Source organism: Pseudomonas syringae group sp. 26L6 (assembly GCF_032587815.1).
GTDB classification, from domain to species: Bacteria; Pseudomonadota; Gammaproteobacteria; order Pseudomonadales; family Pseudomonadaceae; genus Aquipseudomonas; species Aquipseudomonas amygdali.
Genome location: NZ_JAWHPJ010000027.1, coordinates 50,140 through 66,034, shown reverse-complemented (window position 1 = coordinate 66,034; position 15,895 = coordinate 50,140). Strand labels below are relative to the sequence as shown.

At 59.7% G+C, this 15,895-nt stretch carries 18 protein-coding genes; 10 read left to right on the top strand and 8 right to left on the bottom strand.

The annotated features are described in order from the left end of the window. The first annotated feature begins 18 nt into the window (after positions 1–18). The 6 genes from RYA97_RS14680 to RYA97_RS14655 all read left to right on the top strand — a co-directional run bounded on the left by RYA97_RS14680 (position 19) and on the right by RYA97_RS14655 (position 5,766). On the top strand, positions 19–903 hold the full coding sequence (locus RYA97_RS14680; protein ID WP_016980933.1) for a glucurono-1,5-lactonase: 885 nt from the start codon (positions 19–21) through the stop codon (positions 901–903). A gap of 56 nt (positions 904–959) precedes the next feature. Next, on the top strand, positions 960–1,985 hold the full coding sequence (locus tag RYA97_RS14675; RefSeq protein WP_002556154.1) for a TRAP transporter substrate-binding protein: 1,026 nt from the start codon (positions 960–962) through the stop codon (positions 1,983–1,985). A gap of 62 nt (positions 1,986–2,047) precedes the next feature. Further along, positions 2,048–2,575 carry a TRAP transporter small permease gene (locus RYA97_RS14670; RefSeq protein ID WP_002556153.1) on the top strand — a complete coding sequence of 176 codons (528 nt, stop codon included), beginning with the start codon at positions 2,048–2,050 and terminating at the stop codon, positions 2,573–2,575. After that, entirely contained in the window at positions 2,576–3,856 is a 1,281-nt protein-coding gene (locus RYA97_RS14665) for a TRAP transporter large permease (protein ID WP_005746510.1), read from the top strand. An 82-nt stretch (positions 3,857–3,938) separates the two neighbouring features. Next, on the top strand, positions 3,939–4,922 hold the full coding sequence (locus tag RYA97_RS14660) for an EamA family transporter (RefSeq protein WP_005777914.1): 984 nt from the start codon (positions 3,939–3,941) through the stop codon (positions 4,920–4,922). After that, a complete protein-coding gene (locus RYA97_RS14655; protein WP_010192706.1) occupies positions 4,897–5,766 on the top strand; it encodes an aldose 1-epimerase in 870 nt (289 codons plus the stop codon). Before RYA97_RS14660 ends, RYA97_RS14655 begins: the two co-directional genes overlap by 26 nt. Before the next feature lie 33 nt (positions 5,767–5,799). Here the strand turns inward: RYA97_RS14655 and RYA97_RS14650 are convergent, their stop codons facing one another. Then, complete coding sequence (locus RYA97_RS14650; RefSeq protein ID WP_162181468.1) at positions 5,800–6,369, bottom strand: hypothetical protein; 570 nt, start codon at positions 6,367–6,369, stop codon at positions 5,800–5,802. 334 nt (positions 6,370–6,703) lie between these two features. Here RYA97_RS14650 and RYA97_RS14645 point away from each other — a divergent pair, with 334 nt between their 5' ends. Together RYA97_RS14645 and RYA97_RS14640 are read left to right on the top strand one after the other, a co-directional pair. After that, entirely contained in the window at positions 6,704–7,216 is a 513-nt protein-coding gene (locus tag RYA97_RS14645; protein WP_004642487.1) for a sigma-70 family RNA polymerase sigma factor, read from the top strand. Further along, positions 7,216–7,878, top strand: a complete 663-nt coding sequence (locus RYA97_RS14640; protein ID WP_005733971.1) for a ChrR family anti-sigma-E factor — start codon at positions 7,216–7,218, stop codon at positions 7,876–7,878. The genes RYA97_RS14645 and RYA97_RS14640 overlap by 1 nt, the downstream gene beginning before the upstream one ends. A 21-nt stretch (positions 7,879–7,899) precedes the next feature. On the opposite strand, the gene aroA is transcribed toward RYA97_RS14640, so the two are convergent. The 3 genes from aroA to RYA97_RS14625 all read right to left on the bottom strand — a co-directional run bounded on the left by aroA (position 7,900) and on the right by RYA97_RS14625 (position 10,743). Continuing rightward, positions 7,900–9,156 (bottom strand): 3-phosphoshikimate 1-carboxyvinyltransferase, encoded by a 1,257-nt coding sequence (gene aroA, locus RYA97_RS14635; RefSeq protein WP_005746506.1) that lies wholly within the window; start codon positions 9,154–9,156, stop codon positions 7,900–7,902. A 96-nt stretch (positions 9,157–9,252) separates the two neighbouring features. Further along, positions 9,253–9,735, bottom strand: a complete 483-nt coding sequence (locus tag RYA97_RS14630; protein ID WP_002556144.1) for a PAS domain-containing protein — start codon at positions 9,733–9,735, stop codon at positions 9,253–9,255. 3 nt (positions 9,736–9,738) lie between these two features. After that, entirely contained in the window at positions 9,739–10,743 is a 1,005-nt protein-coding gene (locus RYA97_RS14625) for a response regulator (protein ID WP_011167792.1), read from the bottom strand. A gap of 267 nt (positions 10,744–11,010) precedes the next feature. Here RYA97_RS14625 and RYA97_RS14620 point away from each other — a divergent pair, with 267 nt between their 5' ends. Both RYA97_RS14620 and RYA97_RS14615 read left to right on the top strand, forming a co-directional pair. Further along, the gene (locus RYA97_RS14620) at positions 11,011–11,460 is read left to right on the top strand and encodes a DUF2384 domain-containing protein (protein WP_004663867.1); all 450 of its coding nucleotides are present in this window, start codon (positions 11,011–11,013) and stop codon (positions 11,458–11,460) included. Beyond that, positions 11,457–11,918, top strand: coding sequence for an RES family NAD+ phosphorylase (locus tag RYA97_RS14615; RefSeq protein WP_057401296.1), 462 nt, complete (start codon positions 11,457–11,459; stop codon positions 11,916–11,918). Before RYA97_RS14620 ends, RYA97_RS14615 begins: the two co-directional genes overlap by 4 nt. 54 nt (positions 11,919–11,972) lie before the next feature. On the opposite strand, the gene RYA97_RS14610 is transcribed toward RYA97_RS14615, so the two are convergent. The 4 genes from RYA97_RS14610 to RYA97_RS14595 are packed head-to-tail and all read right to left on the bottom strand — an operon-like array spanning position 11,973 to position 15,894. Continuing rightward, positions 11,973–13,112 carry an alginate O-acetyltransferase AlgX-related protein gene (locus tag RYA97_RS14610; protein ID WP_316892594.1) on the bottom strand — a complete coding sequence of 380 codons (1,140 nt, stop codon included), beginning with the start codon at positions 13,110–13,112 and terminating at the stop codon, positions 11,973–11,975. Between the two features lie 11 nt (positions 13,113–13,123). After that, entirely contained in the window at positions 13,124–14,539 is a 1,416-nt protein-coding gene (locus RYA97_RS14605; protein WP_316892640.1) for an MBOAT family protein, read from the bottom strand. Positions 14,540–14,557: 18 nt separating this feature from the next. Then, a complete protein-coding gene (locus RYA97_RS14600; protein WP_316892592.1) occupies positions 14,558–15,232 on the bottom strand; it encodes an alginate O-acetyltransferase AlgF in 675 nt (224 codons plus the stop codon). Continuing rightward, positions 15,229–15,894, bottom strand: a complete 666-nt coding sequence (locus tag RYA97_RS14595) for an SGNH/GDSL hydrolase family protein (RefSeq protein ID WP_316892590.1) — start codon at positions 15,892–15,894, stop codon at positions 15,229–15,231. The genes RYA97_RS14600 and RYA97_RS14595 overlap by 4 nt, the downstream gene beginning before the upstream one ends. Position 15,895: the final 1 nt, after the last annotated feature.

The window sequence follows — 15,895 nt, the reverse complement described above, 5'->3', positions numbered from 1 at the left end:
TTGGAGATACGACCTGTCATGGATGCCGAACTGATTGTAGATGCACAAAACGCCACTGGCGAAAGCCCGGTCTGGAGTGCACATGACCAAGCGTTGTACTGGGTGGATATTCCAAAGGGCACCTTACTGCGCTGGAGCTTCGCCGATGGCAGCATACGCAGCTGGAAAGCGCCGCAGATGCTGGCCTGCATCGCAGCCGACAGCCGCGGCGGCTGGATTGCGGGGATGGAAGACGGCATTTATCATCTGCAGCCCTGCGAAGACGGCAGCCTGATCAGTACTCTTCTGGCAAGCGTCGAACATGCACAGACAGGCATGCGCTTCAACGATGGCCGATGCGACCGGCAAGGACGCTTCTGGGCCGGCACCATGCTGATGGACATGGCAGCAGGCGCAGGGGTAGGTGCGATGTATCGCTACAGCACCGGGCAGAAGACACTCGATGCACATTTAAAGGACTTCATTGTCCCCAACGGCCTGGCGTTCAGCCCGGACGGCAAGACCATGTACCTGTCCGACTCGCATCCCAGCGTGCAGAAGATCTGGGCTTTCGATTACGACGCCGATAGCGGCACGCCGCACAACCGTCGCCTGTTCGTGGACATGAACCACCACCTGGGCCGCCCTGACGGTGCAGCAATCGACACCGATGGCTGCTACTGGATCTGCGGCAATGACGCGGGCCTGATCCACCGTTTTACGCCCAACGGAAAACTCGACCGCTCGCTGGTCGTGCCGGTTAAAAAACCGGCCATGTGCGCTTTTGGCGGCCCCAATCTCGATACCTTGTTCGTAACGTCCATTCGCCCGGGTGGCGATATCAGCGACCAGCCATTCGCCGGTGGTCTGTTCGCTTTGCGCCCTGGTGTCAAAGGCCTGAAGGAACCCGAGTTTCAGGGCTGACAGTGCCCAACGAAAATCCCATAGCTCGACCAAAAATAACAAAATCGGAGATATCCATGGATTTCAAACGCAAGCTTCTCATCGCTGCACTTCCGTTGGCCTTCTGCGTGTCAGGCATGGCTCAGGCAGAAGTCAAAATCAAGTTCGCCGAGGTTCACCCCGCAGGCTACGCGCCGGTCGTGGCGGAACAGAACATGGGCAAGAAACTCGAAGAGCAATCCAAGGGCGAGATTACCTTCAAGATGTACGCTGGCGGCGTGCTCGGCTCCGAGAAGGAAGTCGTTGAACAGGTCCAGAGTGGTGCCGTGCAGATGACCCGTGTCAGCCTGGGCATCGTCGGCCCGGTCGTGCCGGACGTCAACGTCTTCAACCTGCCGTTCGTGTTCCGTGATCAAGCGCACATGCGCACGATTATCGACGGCGAGATCGGCCAGGAAATTCTCGACAAGATCACCAACTCGCAATTCAACATGGTCGCACTGGCCTGGATGGATGGCGGCACCCGCAACCTGTACACGAAGAAACCGGTACGCCAGATTTCCGACCTCAAAGGCATGAAGATCCGTGTTCAGGGCAACCCGGTATTCATCGAAACCATCAACGACATGGGCGGTAACGGTATCGCCATGGCCACTGGCGAAATCTTCAGCGCCCTGCAAACCGGCGTAATCGATGGTGCGGAAAACAACCCGCCGACCTATTTCCAGCACAACCACTACCAGAACGCGAAGTTCTTCACGATTACCGAGCACTTGATTCTGCCCGAGCCCATCGTGATGGCGAAAGCCACCTGGGAGAAGCTCAAGCCGGAACAACAGGCGCTGGTGAAAAAGCTCGCGCGTGAAGCTCAGATGGAAGAGCGCGCGCTGTGGGACAAGTCTTCGGCCGACGCAGAAACCAAACTCAAGGCAGCAGGCGTGGAGTTCATCACCCTGACGCCGGAGCAGAAGAAAGCCTTCTACGACGCCACCCAGCCGGTGCGTGACAAATTCGGTGCGCCCTACAAGGATTTGATCAGCCGCATCGAAGCGGTCCAGACCAATCCGGCACTGGCTGCACCGAGCACCCAAGCGGCCCAATAAGCCTGTCCGATTATGCTGCGCGAATGAGTGAAAGCTCGTTCGCCGCCGCAGTGGTGAGCCCAATGAAAAATACGCTATTGCGCATCAACGACACGATTTATCGGGTCTGCATCGGCATTGCCGGTCTGTCGGTGCTGATCATGACCCTGATCATCCCGTGGGGCATCTTTGCCCGTTACATACTCGGCAGCGGCTCCAGCTGGCCGGAACCCACGGCCATTTTGCTGATGGTGGTATTTACCTTCTTCGGCGCTGCCGCCAGTTACCGCGCCGGTGCACATATGGCCGTTTCGATGGCCGTGGACCGTATGCCGCAACAGGTGCGTCGCAGCGCCTCGATGGTCGTGCAGATCCTGATGGCAATCGTGGCCCTGTTCATGATCTTCAAGGGCTTCAAGCTGTGCGCTACCACGTGGAATCAGTTTGTCGGCGAGCTACCGTTTCTGAGGGTCGGCATCACTTACCTGCCAATCCCCATCGGCGGCATCGTAACCCTGATTTTCGTATTGGAAAGACTGTTTCTGGGCGACCAGAGTCATCGCGCGGTGATGCGCTTCGATGTCATTGAAGAAAGCGAAGGTGCCGCATAAATGGACGCTTTTATACTGCTGGGCAGCTTCATCGCATTGATCCTCATCGGCATGCCTGTCGCCTATGCGCTGGGGCTTTCGGCCCTGATAGGCGCCTGGTGGATCGATATTCCAGCCGATGCGCTGATGATCCAGATTGCGGGCGGCGTGAACAAGTTTTCGCTGCTGGCGATTCCATTCTTCGTGCTGGCCGGGGCAATCATGGCCGAAGGCGGCATGTCACGACGGCTGGTCGCCTTTGCTGCTGTGCTGGTGGGTTTCGTGCGCGGTGGGCTGTCGCTGGTCAACATTGTGGCATCCACTTTCTTCGGCGCGATTTCGGGTTCCTCGGTGGCCGATACCGCTTCGGTAGGCTCAGTGCTGATCCCGGAAATGGAACGCAACGGCTATCCTCGGGACTTCTCGACGGCAGTGACCGTCAGCGGCTCGGTTCAGGCCTTGCTGACGCCACCCAGCCATAACTCGGTGCTCTATTCGCTGGCGGCAGGCGGTACGGTATCGATTGCTTCGCTGTTCATGGCCGGGATCATGCCGGGTCTGTTGCTCAGCGCAGTGATGATGGGCCTGTGCATGATTTTCGCGCGCAAGCGCAATTACCCCAAGGGTGAAGTGATTCCGCTGCGCAAGGCGCTGAAAATTGCCGGTGAAGCGCTCTGGGGCATGATGGCCATGGTCATCATTCTCGGCGGCATTCTGTCGGGTATTTTCACCGCCACCGAGTCGGCCGCCATTGCCGTGCTCTGGGCGTTCTTCGTCACCATGTTCATCTATCGCGACTACAAATGGCGCGATCTGCCCAAGCTGATGCACCGGGCCGCACGGACCATTTCCATCGTGATGATCCTCATCGGTTTTGCCGCCAGCTTCGGGTACATCCTGACGCTGATGGAAATCCCGATGAAGATCACCACGGCGTTCCTGACCCTTTCGGACAACCGCTACGTGATCCTGATGTGCATCAACGTCATGTTGCTGCTGCTGGGCACTGTGATGGACATGGCCCCGCTGATTCTGATCCTGACTCCGATCCTGTTGCCGGTCATCGTCGGTGTCGGCGTTGACCCAGTGCATTTCGGCATGATCATGCTGGTCAATCTGGGGATCGGGCTCATAACACCGCCGGTGGGTGCGGTGCTGTTCGTCGGTGCCGCGGTGGGCAAAGTCACTATCGAAGCCACCGTGAAAGCTTTGCTGCCGTTCTACGTCGCGCTGTTTTTGGTGTTGATGCTGGTCACCTACATTCCCGCCATCTCGTTGTGGCTGCCGAGCGTCGTGCTCTAACGTCATCAGTTGCAACGCTACCGGAGCGCTCAAACCGCTCCGGTATGCACCTCTGTTGTCCAGCCAAGGAGGCTGGTTGCGTATGTCTGCCCCTGCCCTGTTCCCCCGCCACATTGCCGTGCTGATCCTGGCATTGCTGGCCTGTTCGTTTGCCGGCAACCACATTGCGGCACGCATCGCTTTCGATCATGACACCGGCTTGCTGCTGGCCATTCTCTGCCGCTCCGGCGTGACCCTGCTGGTGCTGGTCAGTCTGGTGCTCTGGCAACGTGAAAAGCTCAGTCTTCCTGCCAGCACCTGGCGCTGGCAATTACTTCTGGGCTTGCTGATCGCGACTCAGAGTTTTTGCATTTATTCGGCGGTAGCACGTATTCCGGTGGCTCTGGCATTGCTGGTGGTCAACGTCTCGCCGATTCTGCTGGCGCTGTTGACCTGGGCACTGGGCGGCGCAAGGCCCACACGACGTGCCGCAGGCCTGATGGCGTTGATTCTGTTCGGCCTGACGCTGGCGCTGGATGTGCCGCAGCGGCTGTCGAACCCTGGCAGCAACGAACCGCAGTGGCTGGAAGGTATCGCCTATGCGTTTACCGCAGCGGTGGTGTTCGCCTTTGCGCTATGGATCACCGACAACAAACTGGCCAGCATGCGCGGCACTGTGCGCAGTATGCTGACCATGGTCGTGGTGTTCGCGGCGGCTGCGCTGGCCGGTGCCAGTGGCCTGTTGCCCGGTGGCGTGGATCTGCCGTCAAGCCGCATCGGCTGGACTGCGCTGGCCAGTCTGGTGGTGCTCTACGGGTTGGGCTTTTCGCTGCTGTTCATCTGCATGGCGCGGCTGGACATCGCCCGCAATGCGCCGGTGATGAACATCGAGCCGGTGGCGAGCCTGCTGTTCGGCTGGCTGATTCTTGATCAGTTACTCAGCAGCGGCCAGGTCATCGGCGGGCTGATCGTCGTCAGCGGTATCGTCCTGCTGACCTGGCGGCGCGCCACGCCATCTGCCTCTCAACCATCCAGCCCATCATCCAAGAAGGTTTTGCATCATGCCCGCGAACGTACTGACCCTTGAAGATGGCCTGACCCGCCTCACTCTGGCTCCCGACATCGGTGGCAGTATCGTCAACTGGACCGTATTGGCCAGCGGGCACCCCCTGCTGCGCCCGAGCGACGAACTGGCACTGGCTGCCGGTACACCTCGCCGACTGGCCTGCTACCCGCTGGCACCCTGGTCTAACCGGATAGGCAACGGCGGTTTCGACACGCCGGATGGCTGGCTCGCACTGGCCGCCAACAGCGCCAACGACCCATTGCCGATTCATGGCAGCGCCTGGCAACAGGTCTGGAGTGTTATCGAGCAGACCGCAGAGCAGGTCTGCCTGCAACTCGACAGCCAGACGCCGTTCGCCTACCGCGCGCAACTGCGCTACACCCTGCAAGACGGCAAGCTGAGCATCGAACTGACCACCACCCACCTGGAAAGTCGTGCCGCCTGGCACGGGCTGGGCTTGCACCCTTACCTGCCGCGCACGCCCCACACACGCTTGCAGGCCAAGGCTGCGCAGGTATGGATGTGCGACGACGCTGGCTTGCCTGCCGAGTTGCAGGACTTACCCGCCGAGTGGGACTTCCGGCACAGCAATACGCTGCCTGAAGCACGACTGGACAACGGTTTCACCGGCTGGGACGGCCACAGCATCATCAGCCAGCCGGACCTGGGCTATGAACTGCACTGTCAGGCCACTGGCAGCGACTACTTTCTGGTGTTCTGCCCACCGGGGTTGGGTTTCTTCTGCTTCGAGCCGGTCAGCCACCCGGTGAATGCCCATCATTTGCCTGGGCATCCTGGTTTGAAGCTGTTGCGGCAAGGCGAGTCGATGGAGTTGAGGGTCAGTCTGCACTACAAGCCCTTGTAGCAGGCTTTATGCGTGCATGCTCCATGCCTTTCGTTACGGGGTAATCAACAGTGTTGAAAGACCGCTGACGAGGGTAACGCCGGTGTCGGTGTCGCAGCTGTTGTCCAACGTTGACTGAAGATTGCCAAGTAAAAATGTACTTGTCGCATTGGCGCCTTTATAACGGCCATCCACAATTGTCCCGACACCAACAATGGTCGTGTTCAAAGTACCAATATTATTGATCGTCGCGTTGAATTTGTAAGTGCTGGTGACTCCATCGCTCCAGCTAATGACCCATGTTCTGCTGGACGTTGGTAGCAGTAACGACTTGCAGGAAAACGTAGACTGGAAGCTTTCGCTGGACGAAGCGCTGGTAACCAAAGGGAATGAGAGCGAAACACACGGGTTCCAACTGCTCGTCGTCGATACAACAATCGTCTTACTGGTGTTGGTCAATCCTGGCGACCAGTTTGTAGTATGGGTTCCTGTACAGGTAACCAGATTTACAGCCTCAGCCTGAGCTCGCCAAGGTGCAAAAAGAAGCCCCATACAAATGATAACCAGCAGTACACACGCCAGCTTGGCCAGCGTAGATGAAGCACGTGCAACGTGAGTGTCCATAATGGTCTCCCTGACCTTGATAGCATCCAGATCACAGGTTAAGCAGCCAGCTGCTCATAGCGCTACTGGCAGAAATGACAGCGACTGTCTGCATGACTGGCCCGTGGTCATTGTCATGGCAGCACCTGTAAAATTCCTCCACGCCGCTCGTCATATCCTGTGATCCACTCCCCATCCCGTTGCGTAACACCTCTGCATTGCGAACCAAAACCAGACAATGGTGATCAGAAGGTGGATCATGCGCACTACTGCCAGTCTCAGGACCTTCTGTCACTTGTCCCCCCCTCACAGCGAATCGACAATAACCCGACTTTGGATTGATGAAGTCGCCGCCGTGGCCCGCCAGAGGGACCGCGAAAGCTTCATGCGCATCTACGATCACTTCGCGCCGCGCCTGTTACGTTATCTGACCGGGCTGAATGTGCCTGAGGGGCAAGCCGAAGAATTGGTGCAGGAAGTGCTGCTCAAGCTGTGGCACAAGGCCGATTCCTTCGACCCGACCAAGGCCAGCTTGGGGACATGGCTGTTTCGCATCGCCCGCAACCTGTACATCGACAGCGTGCGCAAGGACCGCGGCTGGGTGCAGGTGCAGAATTCGCTGGAACAACTCGAGCGCCTGGAGGCCCCGGTAGATCGAACGCTCGATTACAGCCAGCGCCAGGAGCAACAACTGAACATTGCCATTCAGAACCTGCCCACCGATCAGGCCCGGGTATTGCGAATGTCTTATTTTGAAGCGCTCAGCCATCGGGAAATTTCCGAACGCCTTGGTATGCCACTGGGCACGGTGAAATCGTGCCTGCGCCTGGCGTTTCAAAAATTGCGTTCGCGGATAGAGGAATCATGATGAGCCCACGACATCATCCGGATGACGCGACGCTGGTCAGCTATGCAGCAGGGGCGCTGTCGCAGGTCCTTGCGGTGGTGACTGCGGCGCACCTTGAACGCTGTGCCGAGTGCCGTGCGCGACTCAGGCAAGCCGAAGAGATTGGCGGTGTATTGATGCAGCAGCACACCAGCAGCGTGGTGCCGCTCAAGGGCAGGTCAGCAATGCTGGCGCGCCTCGATGAACGGCAAACGGGCGCTGAGCCGGCAATGTATTCGACGCCGGCAGCCAATCAGGACCCGGACTTGCTGCCTGTCTGCATGCACGCGCATTTCGGTCGGCAACTGAGCACACTGAAGTGGAAGACACTGGTTCCTGGCGTGCAACGAGTACGTGCGCAAGGTATTGAACAAGGCAACCTGATGCTGCTGAAAATCGCTCCCGGCGTCAGCATGCCGGTGCACAGCCATGAAAGCGGCGAGATGACTATGGTGCTCAAGGGCGCGTATCACGACATACAGGGAGCGTTCGCGCTCAATGATGTGGCCGATCTGGACAGCCACATCCAGCACCAGCCCATCGCTTACCCTGACCGGGAATGCATCTGCGTACTGGCGACAGAATCAAGGCTGCGCTTTCACGGGCTGCTGGCGCGGATGATGCAGCCGTTCTTCGGGATCTGAAAAACGGCTCCATAGCTGCTCTCAGCGCTGAACACGCACCCCCAGCGAAGCCAGTGCATCCCAGTAACCCGGGTAGGTCTTGCCGACGCAATCGGGGTCGAGAATGCGAATACCGGCAATCTTCAAGCCTGCCAGCGCAAAACACATGGCGATGCGATGGTCGGAGTGGGTGTCAATCAATGCGTCTACCGTGGTGCCTGCCAGCGCCGGGTTGGCGTGCACCAGCAGATCGTCGCCCTCCTCTACAGCAAGGCCCGGCGCGATGGCACACAGGCCGTGGGACAATGCTGAAATACGGTCACATTCCTTGACCCGCAGATTGGCGATGCCGACAAAGCGCACTGGCTGACGGTTGAAGGCGGCGAGTACCGCCAGCGTCGGAATCGCGTCCTGCATTTGCGAACCGTCGATTACAGCAGGCATGTTCGGGAAGCTTGCGATGATCTGACTGGCCAGGGCATCAGGCTGAGTGAATGCGTCGCTCGCCACGCCGAGGTCGATATCGCCCTCGGTCAATGCTTGGGCGGCCCACAGGTAGGTGGCCGCCGATGCATCCGGTTCGATATGGAAGTCCGTAGCGCGATAACCAGTGGCCGAGACTTTCCAGGCGGTTTCGCCGATGGCCTGAACCTCGGCGCCGAAGGCCTGCATAGCCGCCAGGGTCAGGTCGACGTAACCACGTGCGCCAATCTCGCTGCCGGTCAAGGCGACTTCGACCGGGCCCTTGCCGCAGGCTCCGGCCATCAGCAACGCTGACACGTACTGGCTGGACAGGTTGCCATCGATTTCAATACGTCCGGCTTCCAGACCGCCTTTGCCCTTGATCGCCACCGGCGGGCAGCCACTGGGCGCACTGACCTCCACACCCATGCGCTGCAAGGCATCGACCAGCGGGCCGATCGGGCGCTTGCGCATGTACTCGTCGCCATCGACCACAAAGTCGCCTTCGAAGTTGGCCAGTGCAGCGGTCAGAAAGCGCGTTGCGGTTCCGGCGTTACCGAGAAACAGTGCCTGCTGCGGTGCCTGCCAGTGGCCGCTGCTGGTGACCACGAAGGTGCTGTCATCCGGCTCGTCGACCTGCACGCCCATCAGACGCAGTGCTTCGGACATCACGCGGGTGTCGTCACTCTTCAGCGCGCCGGTCAGGCGGCTGGTGCCTTTGGCCAGCCCGGCCAGCAACAATGCGCGGTTGGTGATCGACTTGGAGCCCGGCGGGCTGACGCGCCCGACCAGCGGGCGCTCGACAGGCAAAACAGTGAGGGTGGCTTGAGGTCGCATGATGTCCCTGAGCGTCAGCGGAAAAATCGCGATCCTAGCACGAGCGGGATCAAGCCCGCAGTGCGGTTTTGCTGCCCCAACGAGCCAGACAGCCGTTTACTTTTGTTCAGCACCCGACAGTTGCTGCAGCTTGTCATTGGCTGCCTGCAATTGATTGCGGTTGGCTGCCACGTCGGTGACGTCATAGATCACCAGGCACACATGGCTGATCGCCCCGGTGGTTGAACGCAGCGGAAACAGCGTGGTGTTCTGGTACATGAACTCTTCGTGCCCGGTGATCGGCTGGTAATTCTTGAAGCGCACCAGATACGGCCGCTGTTCCCAGATGGTGAATGCCGGTGTGCCAAGGGTCACGACGTTATCGATTTTCTTGCTCAGCCATTGGCGGTTGACCTCCGGAAACAACTCGAAGAAGGTCTTGTCGATGGCCACATAAGGCACCACGCCAGAGCGGTTTTCCATGAAAGTATTCCAGACCGTCACCCGATAGTTCAGGTCCAGCACCACAATGCCTACGTCAATGTTCTGCGTGACGGCCAGCAACCAATGGAGCTCGTTGATTTCGATAGCGTTGCTCATGGGTCAGCTCATCATGTAGGCGAGTTTTTTGGTAAGCAGCTCGACCGAGTCTTCGGTGAACAGCATCAACAGATCGAAATGAATGTTATGGCCTTCTACGCTGTAACTGATTTCAACCGCCAGGGTCTTTTTCCAGCGCTGCTGATTAATACGAATAAGCTCGTCGATGCCACCCTGCGCGCCCAGCAACTGTGGATGGCCTTGCGAAAACGCGATGTCGATCTGCTCGGCAATACCGCTCAGGCAGGCACCGATCAGGATCGTGGACAGGTCCAGAAGCATCTCCATGTTGGAGCTGTCGGAGTTATCGTCGCCCATCAGTTTCGACATGCCGGAGATTTCCGAGTCATGGAAAATCAGCAGCGCTTCACCTGCAATGCCGCCACCGATGTAGCCCTGACACACCGCCGTCAAACGCTGATCAGCGTGGGCATCGGCCAGCGCCATGTGCAACTCGCCGACTTCGAGCATGTTGACGTTGGGCACCGGCAACTGCACGAACACGCCCAGCACCTTGGCCAGCAACGCCGCAGCGCGGCCCATGGCAACGTTAATGGTTTCGCGGAAGGCATCCTGAAAGCTGATCACCCCGCCCTTGTTGTTGAGGGCCGGCAGCGCAACAGGTGACACCGCCGGCTTGCCCAGCAGGCCCAGGCGTTCCAGCGTGCTCTTGAGTTCGTCCGGGTCGGCAGGTTTTTTCAGAAACGCCAGCGCGCCCAGCTCCATGACCCGGCGCACCGCTTCGTCCTGCACGTCACCCGACACCACAATCACCTTGGTGTCGAGGTTTTCGGCACGAATCGCCGTCAAGGTCTGGTAACCGTCCATCACCGGCATGGTCAGGTCGAGCAGCACCACCTGGCCCTGGCCTTTACGGATAGCTTCCAGACCTTCCTGCCCCTGGGTAGCGAGCGTTACCGATACATCCCAATCAGCAGGCAGGGCACGCAAAAGCTGCTTTCGCGCCATGTTCGAGTCATCGCATATCAATAGTGCAAGCGTGGACATCGTGTGGTTCTCACTGCAAAAAAATCAGGCTGACAACGGCGGACAGCACGTATACGTTCGACAGCACTATCGAAATCGACTGACACTGAGCCTATAACGCTCGATCAGCAACATTCAAACTAAACCTATAGCCTTAAGTCGGCGATGTTTGCAGTTTCTGTAATTTAAGTCGCTTTCTGTTGCTGCAAATCACTACCGCGACCACCCAAACCAGCCTATTATCAAGTGATAGATTTAATAGTAATCACTCGATAGACAGGTGTGTCCATGTCTCTGCCCATAAGCGACTACCATCCGGCCCTGCCCCGGCAGGACGATTTCTGGCAGCATCTGGGTATTCCGGCCCGTGGCACGCGCCTGTACTCGGCGCTGCACGACGGTTTGCCGTATGAAGTATTCGAGCGTCTGGCGCATTACACCGACCTGAACCGCTCGACCCTGGCCGAGCATCTGGGCATCGCTCCCGCCACCTTGCAGCGACGCCTCAAGGTGCGCCGCTTCAATGCCGAGGAAAGCGATCGTCTGTTCCGCCTGGCAGCGGTTTACAAAGCGGCGCTGGACCTGTTCGAAGACGATGCCGAAGCGACCCGTCTGTGGCTGGCCAACCCGGTCTATGGGCTGGGTAATCGCAGGCCGCTGGAAATGCTCGCTACCTCGGCCGAGGCGCAGGCAGTGCTTGACCTGATCGGCAGGCTGGAACACGGTGTCGTGGCGTGATTGCAGTCTATCGACTGGTAAAGCGCAAATGGCTGGCTCAGGCGTTCGACGGTGAAGGCGCCAAGCTCTATGGCGGACGCTGGAACAGCAAAGGCAACGCCTGTGTGTACTGCGCAGGCAGCGAATCGCTGGCGCTGCTGGAAGTGCTGGTGCACCTGGGCAACGCTGGCGTGGCCCGGCATTACGCCATGCTTGAGCTGCAGATTGGCGAAGAGCACATCCTCAATGCACGGCCGGACACCCTGCCTCCCGACTGGCGCGAAGAGCCCGCACCACCGGCAACAGCCTCGTTCGGCGACGACTGGCTTGCCTCGGGTCAGAGCCTGGCACTGGCCGTGCCCAGCGTGATCATCCCGCGTGAATCGAATTACCTGCTCAACGTCCAGCACCCGGAATTCCTGGCCGTTGTGGCAACGGCCAAGGAGCTGGAGTTTGTGGTTGATCCGCGGTTGAAATGAGATTGATACAGGGCAGCCAGTTGTTCGATAGCGTCAGGTGCGAATTTGATAGCGTTATGGCCGAAGGTTGATCACCTCATAAACCGTTTGCAGATCCCGCTCCGGGATTTCCCAGATCAGCAGCTTTGGCGGGGTCTGGCGAAAGGCCGGGTTGTCGAAATAGACGTTGGCTGCACCCGAGAACTCGCCGCCGTCCCTGGCGAAGCTGCCGATCGGTGCGCCGAGTTCGCGCTGTAGAAAACCGGTAAAGCCCGAATTGCGTGAGAAAGATGTGCCGATCAAGGCGACGTTGGGCAGGTTGCTGTCGCCAAACAGGTCGTCGAGGTTGTCGCCGCCTGACGCTGCTTCACTGGCAAGCTCGGTGACTTGCGTGGCGGCTACGCTTTGCGGCGCGGGTTGCAACGACAGCGGTAGCCAGTCGAGACCCGCTAAACGCACCAGATCACCGGGGCGCTCGGCAATCGGGGCGATGCTGGTTTGAAACTGCCGTTGCGGAGTGGCCTGAAAGCCGGCTTTGCGCAGGTGCAGTGCCAGCGCTCTGGCGGCCGCGTTGGCACCGCTTTCGCTCCAGTGTGTGTCGGTACGCAGGTAGGCTGTGTCACCCAGCGGTTGCAGGGTAGTGGTCAGGTCCAACGTATCAACACCGGCGTCCTTCAGGCTGTTGGTCCATTGCACAACACGGGCCTGCTGCACCTCGGGGCGATAAAGCCCGCACAGTTGGGCGGCAGCAATGCGGCTTTTGTCTGGCACCACGGCGACCAGCAGGTCGATGCCGCGCTTTTTCAGGCTGCGTTGCACATCGATAACCGCCTGCGCCTTGTGTTGCGCATTGGCCTGCGCGTCGCGATTGAGCCTGAATTCATCGGTCAGGAACAGCCAGCCCGGACACCCCTGACGGACCCGCGGACCGGTGTCGTGAAACAGCAACCAGCTTGCGCCACGCTCGATATTCGCTGCACGCTGCGCCAGAAAAGTCCCTGACAGTTGCTTGGCCAGTTTGTGAGTCACCTCGCCATGCAGCGCTGCATCGAGGGTCAGGGGTTTGGGCAGCAACTCGACCTTGCCGCTGGCCAGCAGCATGCACGAGGCCAGCAAGCCGACGCCGATGAAAGCCACCAGTGTGATTCCCGCCACGCCACAGGTGCGCACGGCCAGTTCGCTGGGCGGAGGCGGTACAGCAGACGGAGCAGTCATGGCCACTGACCTCAGAACTGGAAGTAAAGAAAAGGAACTGTCTCGCGGCTGGCAATCAGCGCGAACGACAACAGAAAGCCGGCCACCGGCCACAATGCGGCGCCCGCTACGAACAGAGGGTGGTTGGCGAAACGCTGCTCAACGCGAACCTGCAACAACGGCGCGAGCACACAGGCCACGCCCAGCAGCGCCGCCATGCCGTGCGCCGGGCGCAGGGTTACGGCCAGTGCATCGCCCAGCCCCAGGCCATGCAGGCCGAACTGTCCGGCATACATGGTCAGCGCAGTGGCAAAATCCGGGGCGCGGAACAGCGTCCAGGCGAGGCACACAAACAGCAGCGTCAACACGTGCGCCAATGGTTTGGGAACAGTGGGCAGGCTGGAGCGCGACCAGGCGCGATCCACGCACAGCGCCACGCCATGTGCCGCGCCCCACAACAGGTAGTTCCAGCTGTCGCCGCCATGCCACAGACCGGCGATGGCCATGGTCAGAAACAGGTTGCGATAGGTGTTCCAGACGCCATGCCGGTTGCCGCCCAAGGCAATGTACAGGTAGTCGCGCAACCAGCTGGACAGCGACAGGTGCCAGCGCCGCCAGAAGTCCTGAATGCTGCTGGCCAGGTACGGCCGGTTGAAGTTTTCGGGAAAGTGAAAGCCCAGCATCAGCCCAAGACCGATGGCCATGGCGCTGTAACCGGCAAAGTCGAAGAACAGTTGCAGCGAGTACGCCAGACAGCCGATCCAGGCATCGGCCAGAGACGGCTCGGGCAAGTGAAACGCCACATCGACCAACGGTGACAAGGTGTCGGCCACCAGCACTTTCATGCTCATGCCGATCATGAAACGGCGTGCGCCCAGAGCGAAATTCAGGCGGTTGAAATGACGCTGCACCAACTCGCGGCGCACCCAGTCATAGCGGATGATCGGCCCGGCAATCGAGTGGCCGAACATCGAGATGTAGGTCGCGTAATTGATGAAACTGCGCTCGACCGGCACGGTGTGCCTATGTACATCCACCAGATAGGAAATCGCCTGCAACACGATGAACGACAGCCCGGCCGGCAACGCCACGCGCTGCCATTGCAGCGGCATAGCTCCGTAATACGTGATCAGCTGATTCCAGCTGCCGGCGACGATGTTGGCGTATTTGTACCAGCACAGCACGGCGGTGTTGAACACGATCAGTGCCACCAGCAGACGCACCCGCCCTGTTGAGCCTTGCCGCGCCCGATCGACCAGCAAACCGCCGACCCAGGCCACGATCGTCAACACGATGTGCAGGCTCAGAAACAGCGGGCTCAGCCAGCCGTAGAACAGCCAGCTGCCGATCAACAGAACGACGTTGCGCCACGCCGCAGGGCTTGCGGCATAGGCCAGCAAAAAAGCCGGCAGGAACACCATCAGAAACTCGAGCGAGGCGAATACCATAACGACCACAGAACCCGATCAGTTGGACAGCGTGTCCGTGGCCGACAACAGGCGCGGTCCGGTGGCGGATGGCACCAGCAAAACGCTGTAGCGTTCACCGGCCTTGAGCTCCCCCAGATCCAGCGGTGCGCCGACAGTGGCGTTGGCGCAAACCAGCTGTACCGACAGGCTCACCGGATTGATCGAGCGGCGCTGCAACGTACCGGTCGGGATCGCCTTGAACAAATCAGCCGTGCGACCGGCCGGACGCAGGCTTGCCTCCACACAGCCGGCATCCAGACTGAAAAACGCCAGCGAAGCCTTCAAACCGTTGAAATCATCAGGCTGCTCACGCACTGTCACCGGCGCAAGGCTGCCATCGGCCTGCACGGTGAGGACGACGGTGGCGAACTCGCCCGGCTCGACGCTGACGTCCATCGGCAGCTTTTTCTCACTGCTGATCAATGTGCCTTTTATCGAGCTGCTGGCCTGCACCGCAAAGAACAGCGACACCGGTTTTGCCGCGTCCAGTTGCAACGGTGCCTGGCCTTCCCGGGCAACCACTTGCAGCGGCGCGGCAGTGGCATTGACGAAGCGAATGAACGCCGAATCCTGCGCCGGGCCTGTCGGGTACAGGGCGATGTCGGCCGCCTGCGCTTGAGCACCGATCAACAGGGCCGCGACGTTAGCGGCCATCAGGCGCAGGGCGATCATTGCTTCGCTCCGGCTGCGCTGACGCTGGTGACCGGGAGTTTGCCCAAGGCATCGCCAATCGCGGTGCCCCAGGATTTATAACCGGCGACGGTAAAGTGCTGACCGTCGGTGGTGATCCATTGTCCCGGTTTGGAGAAACTCAGCGAGTCGATGTACGTGCAGGGCGCCACGTTGCTGGCCAGAAACTGCGACATCAACTGGGTACGCGCATCATTCTTCTGGTACATGCCGCCCACCTTGCCCCACGCAGGGCCGACCCAGGCGCACTTGGTGCCGGTGGCCGCAATCGCCTTGGTCAGGCCGTTGACACTTTGCCATGCCCAGGCCTTTGGAAACGAAGGCTTGTCATAGGAAGCCATTGTGTCGCCGATCACGATCACCACCAGATCAGGCTTGTCGGCCGCGATCAGCTCGCCGATGGGCGTGGTCGTGGCGTCACGTCCCTTGATGACGATCTTGCCGTTGCCTTTTTGCTCGGCCCCGCAATCGACCTTTTTGGTGATCAACCAGTCACCGGCACTCGCGCCACAGGCACCGATCGAATGCACGATAGCGCCCTGCCTGGTCAAGTTGTCGTGCAGCGGTTCCATCAGATGATCGGCCAGACTCATGTGGCTTTCTCCCAGGACCAGAAGGGTCATACCGGCAAGAACGGAAGGCATC

Bases quoted from the DNA above. Each gene is read 5' to 3' on its own strand.
- RYA97_RS14675 (WP_002556154.1), top strand. From the start codon at position 960: ATGGATTTCAAACGCAAGCTTCTCATCGCTGCACTTCCGTTGGCCTTC.
- RYA97_RS14655 (WP_010192706.1), top strand. From the start codon at position 4,897: ATGCCCGCGAACGTACTGACCCTTGAAGATGGCCTGACCCGCCTCACT.
- RYA97_RS14595 (WP_316892590.1), bottom strand. From the start codon at position 15,894: ATGCCTTCCGTTCTTGCCGGTATGACCCTTCTGGTCCTGGGAGAAAGC.
- RYA97_RS14640 (WP_005733971.1), top strand. From the start codon at position 7,216: ATGAGCCCACGACATCATCCGGATGACGCGACGCTGGTCAGCTATGCA.
- RYA97_RS14610 (WP_316892594.1), bottom strand. From the start codon at position 13,112: ATGACTGCTCCGTCTGCTGTACCGCCTCCGCCCAGCGAACTGGCCGTG.
- RYA97_RS14660 (WP_005777914.1), top strand. From the start codon at position 3,939: ATGTCTGCCCCTGCCCTGTTCCCCCGCCACATTGCCGTGCTGATCCTG.
- RYA97_RS14600 (WP_316892592.1), bottom strand. From the start codon at position 15,232: ATGATCGCCCTGCGCCTGATGGCCGCTAACGTCGCGGCCCTGTTGATC.
- RYA97_RS14605 (WP_316892640.1), bottom strand. From the start codon at position 14,539: ATGGTATTCGCCTCGCTCGAGTTTCTGATGGTGTTCCTGCCGGCTTTT.
- aroA (WP_005746506.1), bottom strand. From the start codon at position 9,156: ATGCGACCTCAAGCCACCCTCACTGTTTTGCCTGTCGAGCGCCCGCTG.
- RYA97_RS14620 (WP_004663867.1), top strand. From the start codon at position 11,011: ATGTCTCTGCCCATAAGCGACTACCATCCGGCCCTGCCCCGGCAGGAC.
- RYA97_RS14630 (WP_002556144.1), bottom strand. From the start codon at position 9,735: ATGAGCAACGCTATCGAAATCAACGAGCTCCATTGGTTGCTGGCCGTC.
- RYA97_RS14680 (WP_016980933.1), top strand. From the start codon at position 19: ATGGATGCCGAACTGATTGTAGATGCACAAAACGCCACTGGCGAAAGC.
- RYA97_RS14650 (WP_162181468.1), bottom strand. From the start codon at position 6,369: ATGGACACTCACGTTGCACGTGCTTCATCTACGCTGGCCAAGCTGGCG.
- RYA97_RS14670 (WP_002556153.1), top strand. From the start codon at position 2,048: ATGAAAAATACGCTATTGCGCATCAACGACACGATTTATCGGGTCTGC.
- RYA97_RS14625 (WP_011167792.1), bottom strand. From the start codon at position 10,743: ATGTCCACGCTTGCACTATTGATATGCGATGACTCGAACATGGCGCGA.
- RYA97_RS14665 (WP_005746510.1), top strand. From the start codon at position 2,576: ATGGACGCTTTTATACTGCTGGGCAGCTTCATCGCATTGATCCTCATC.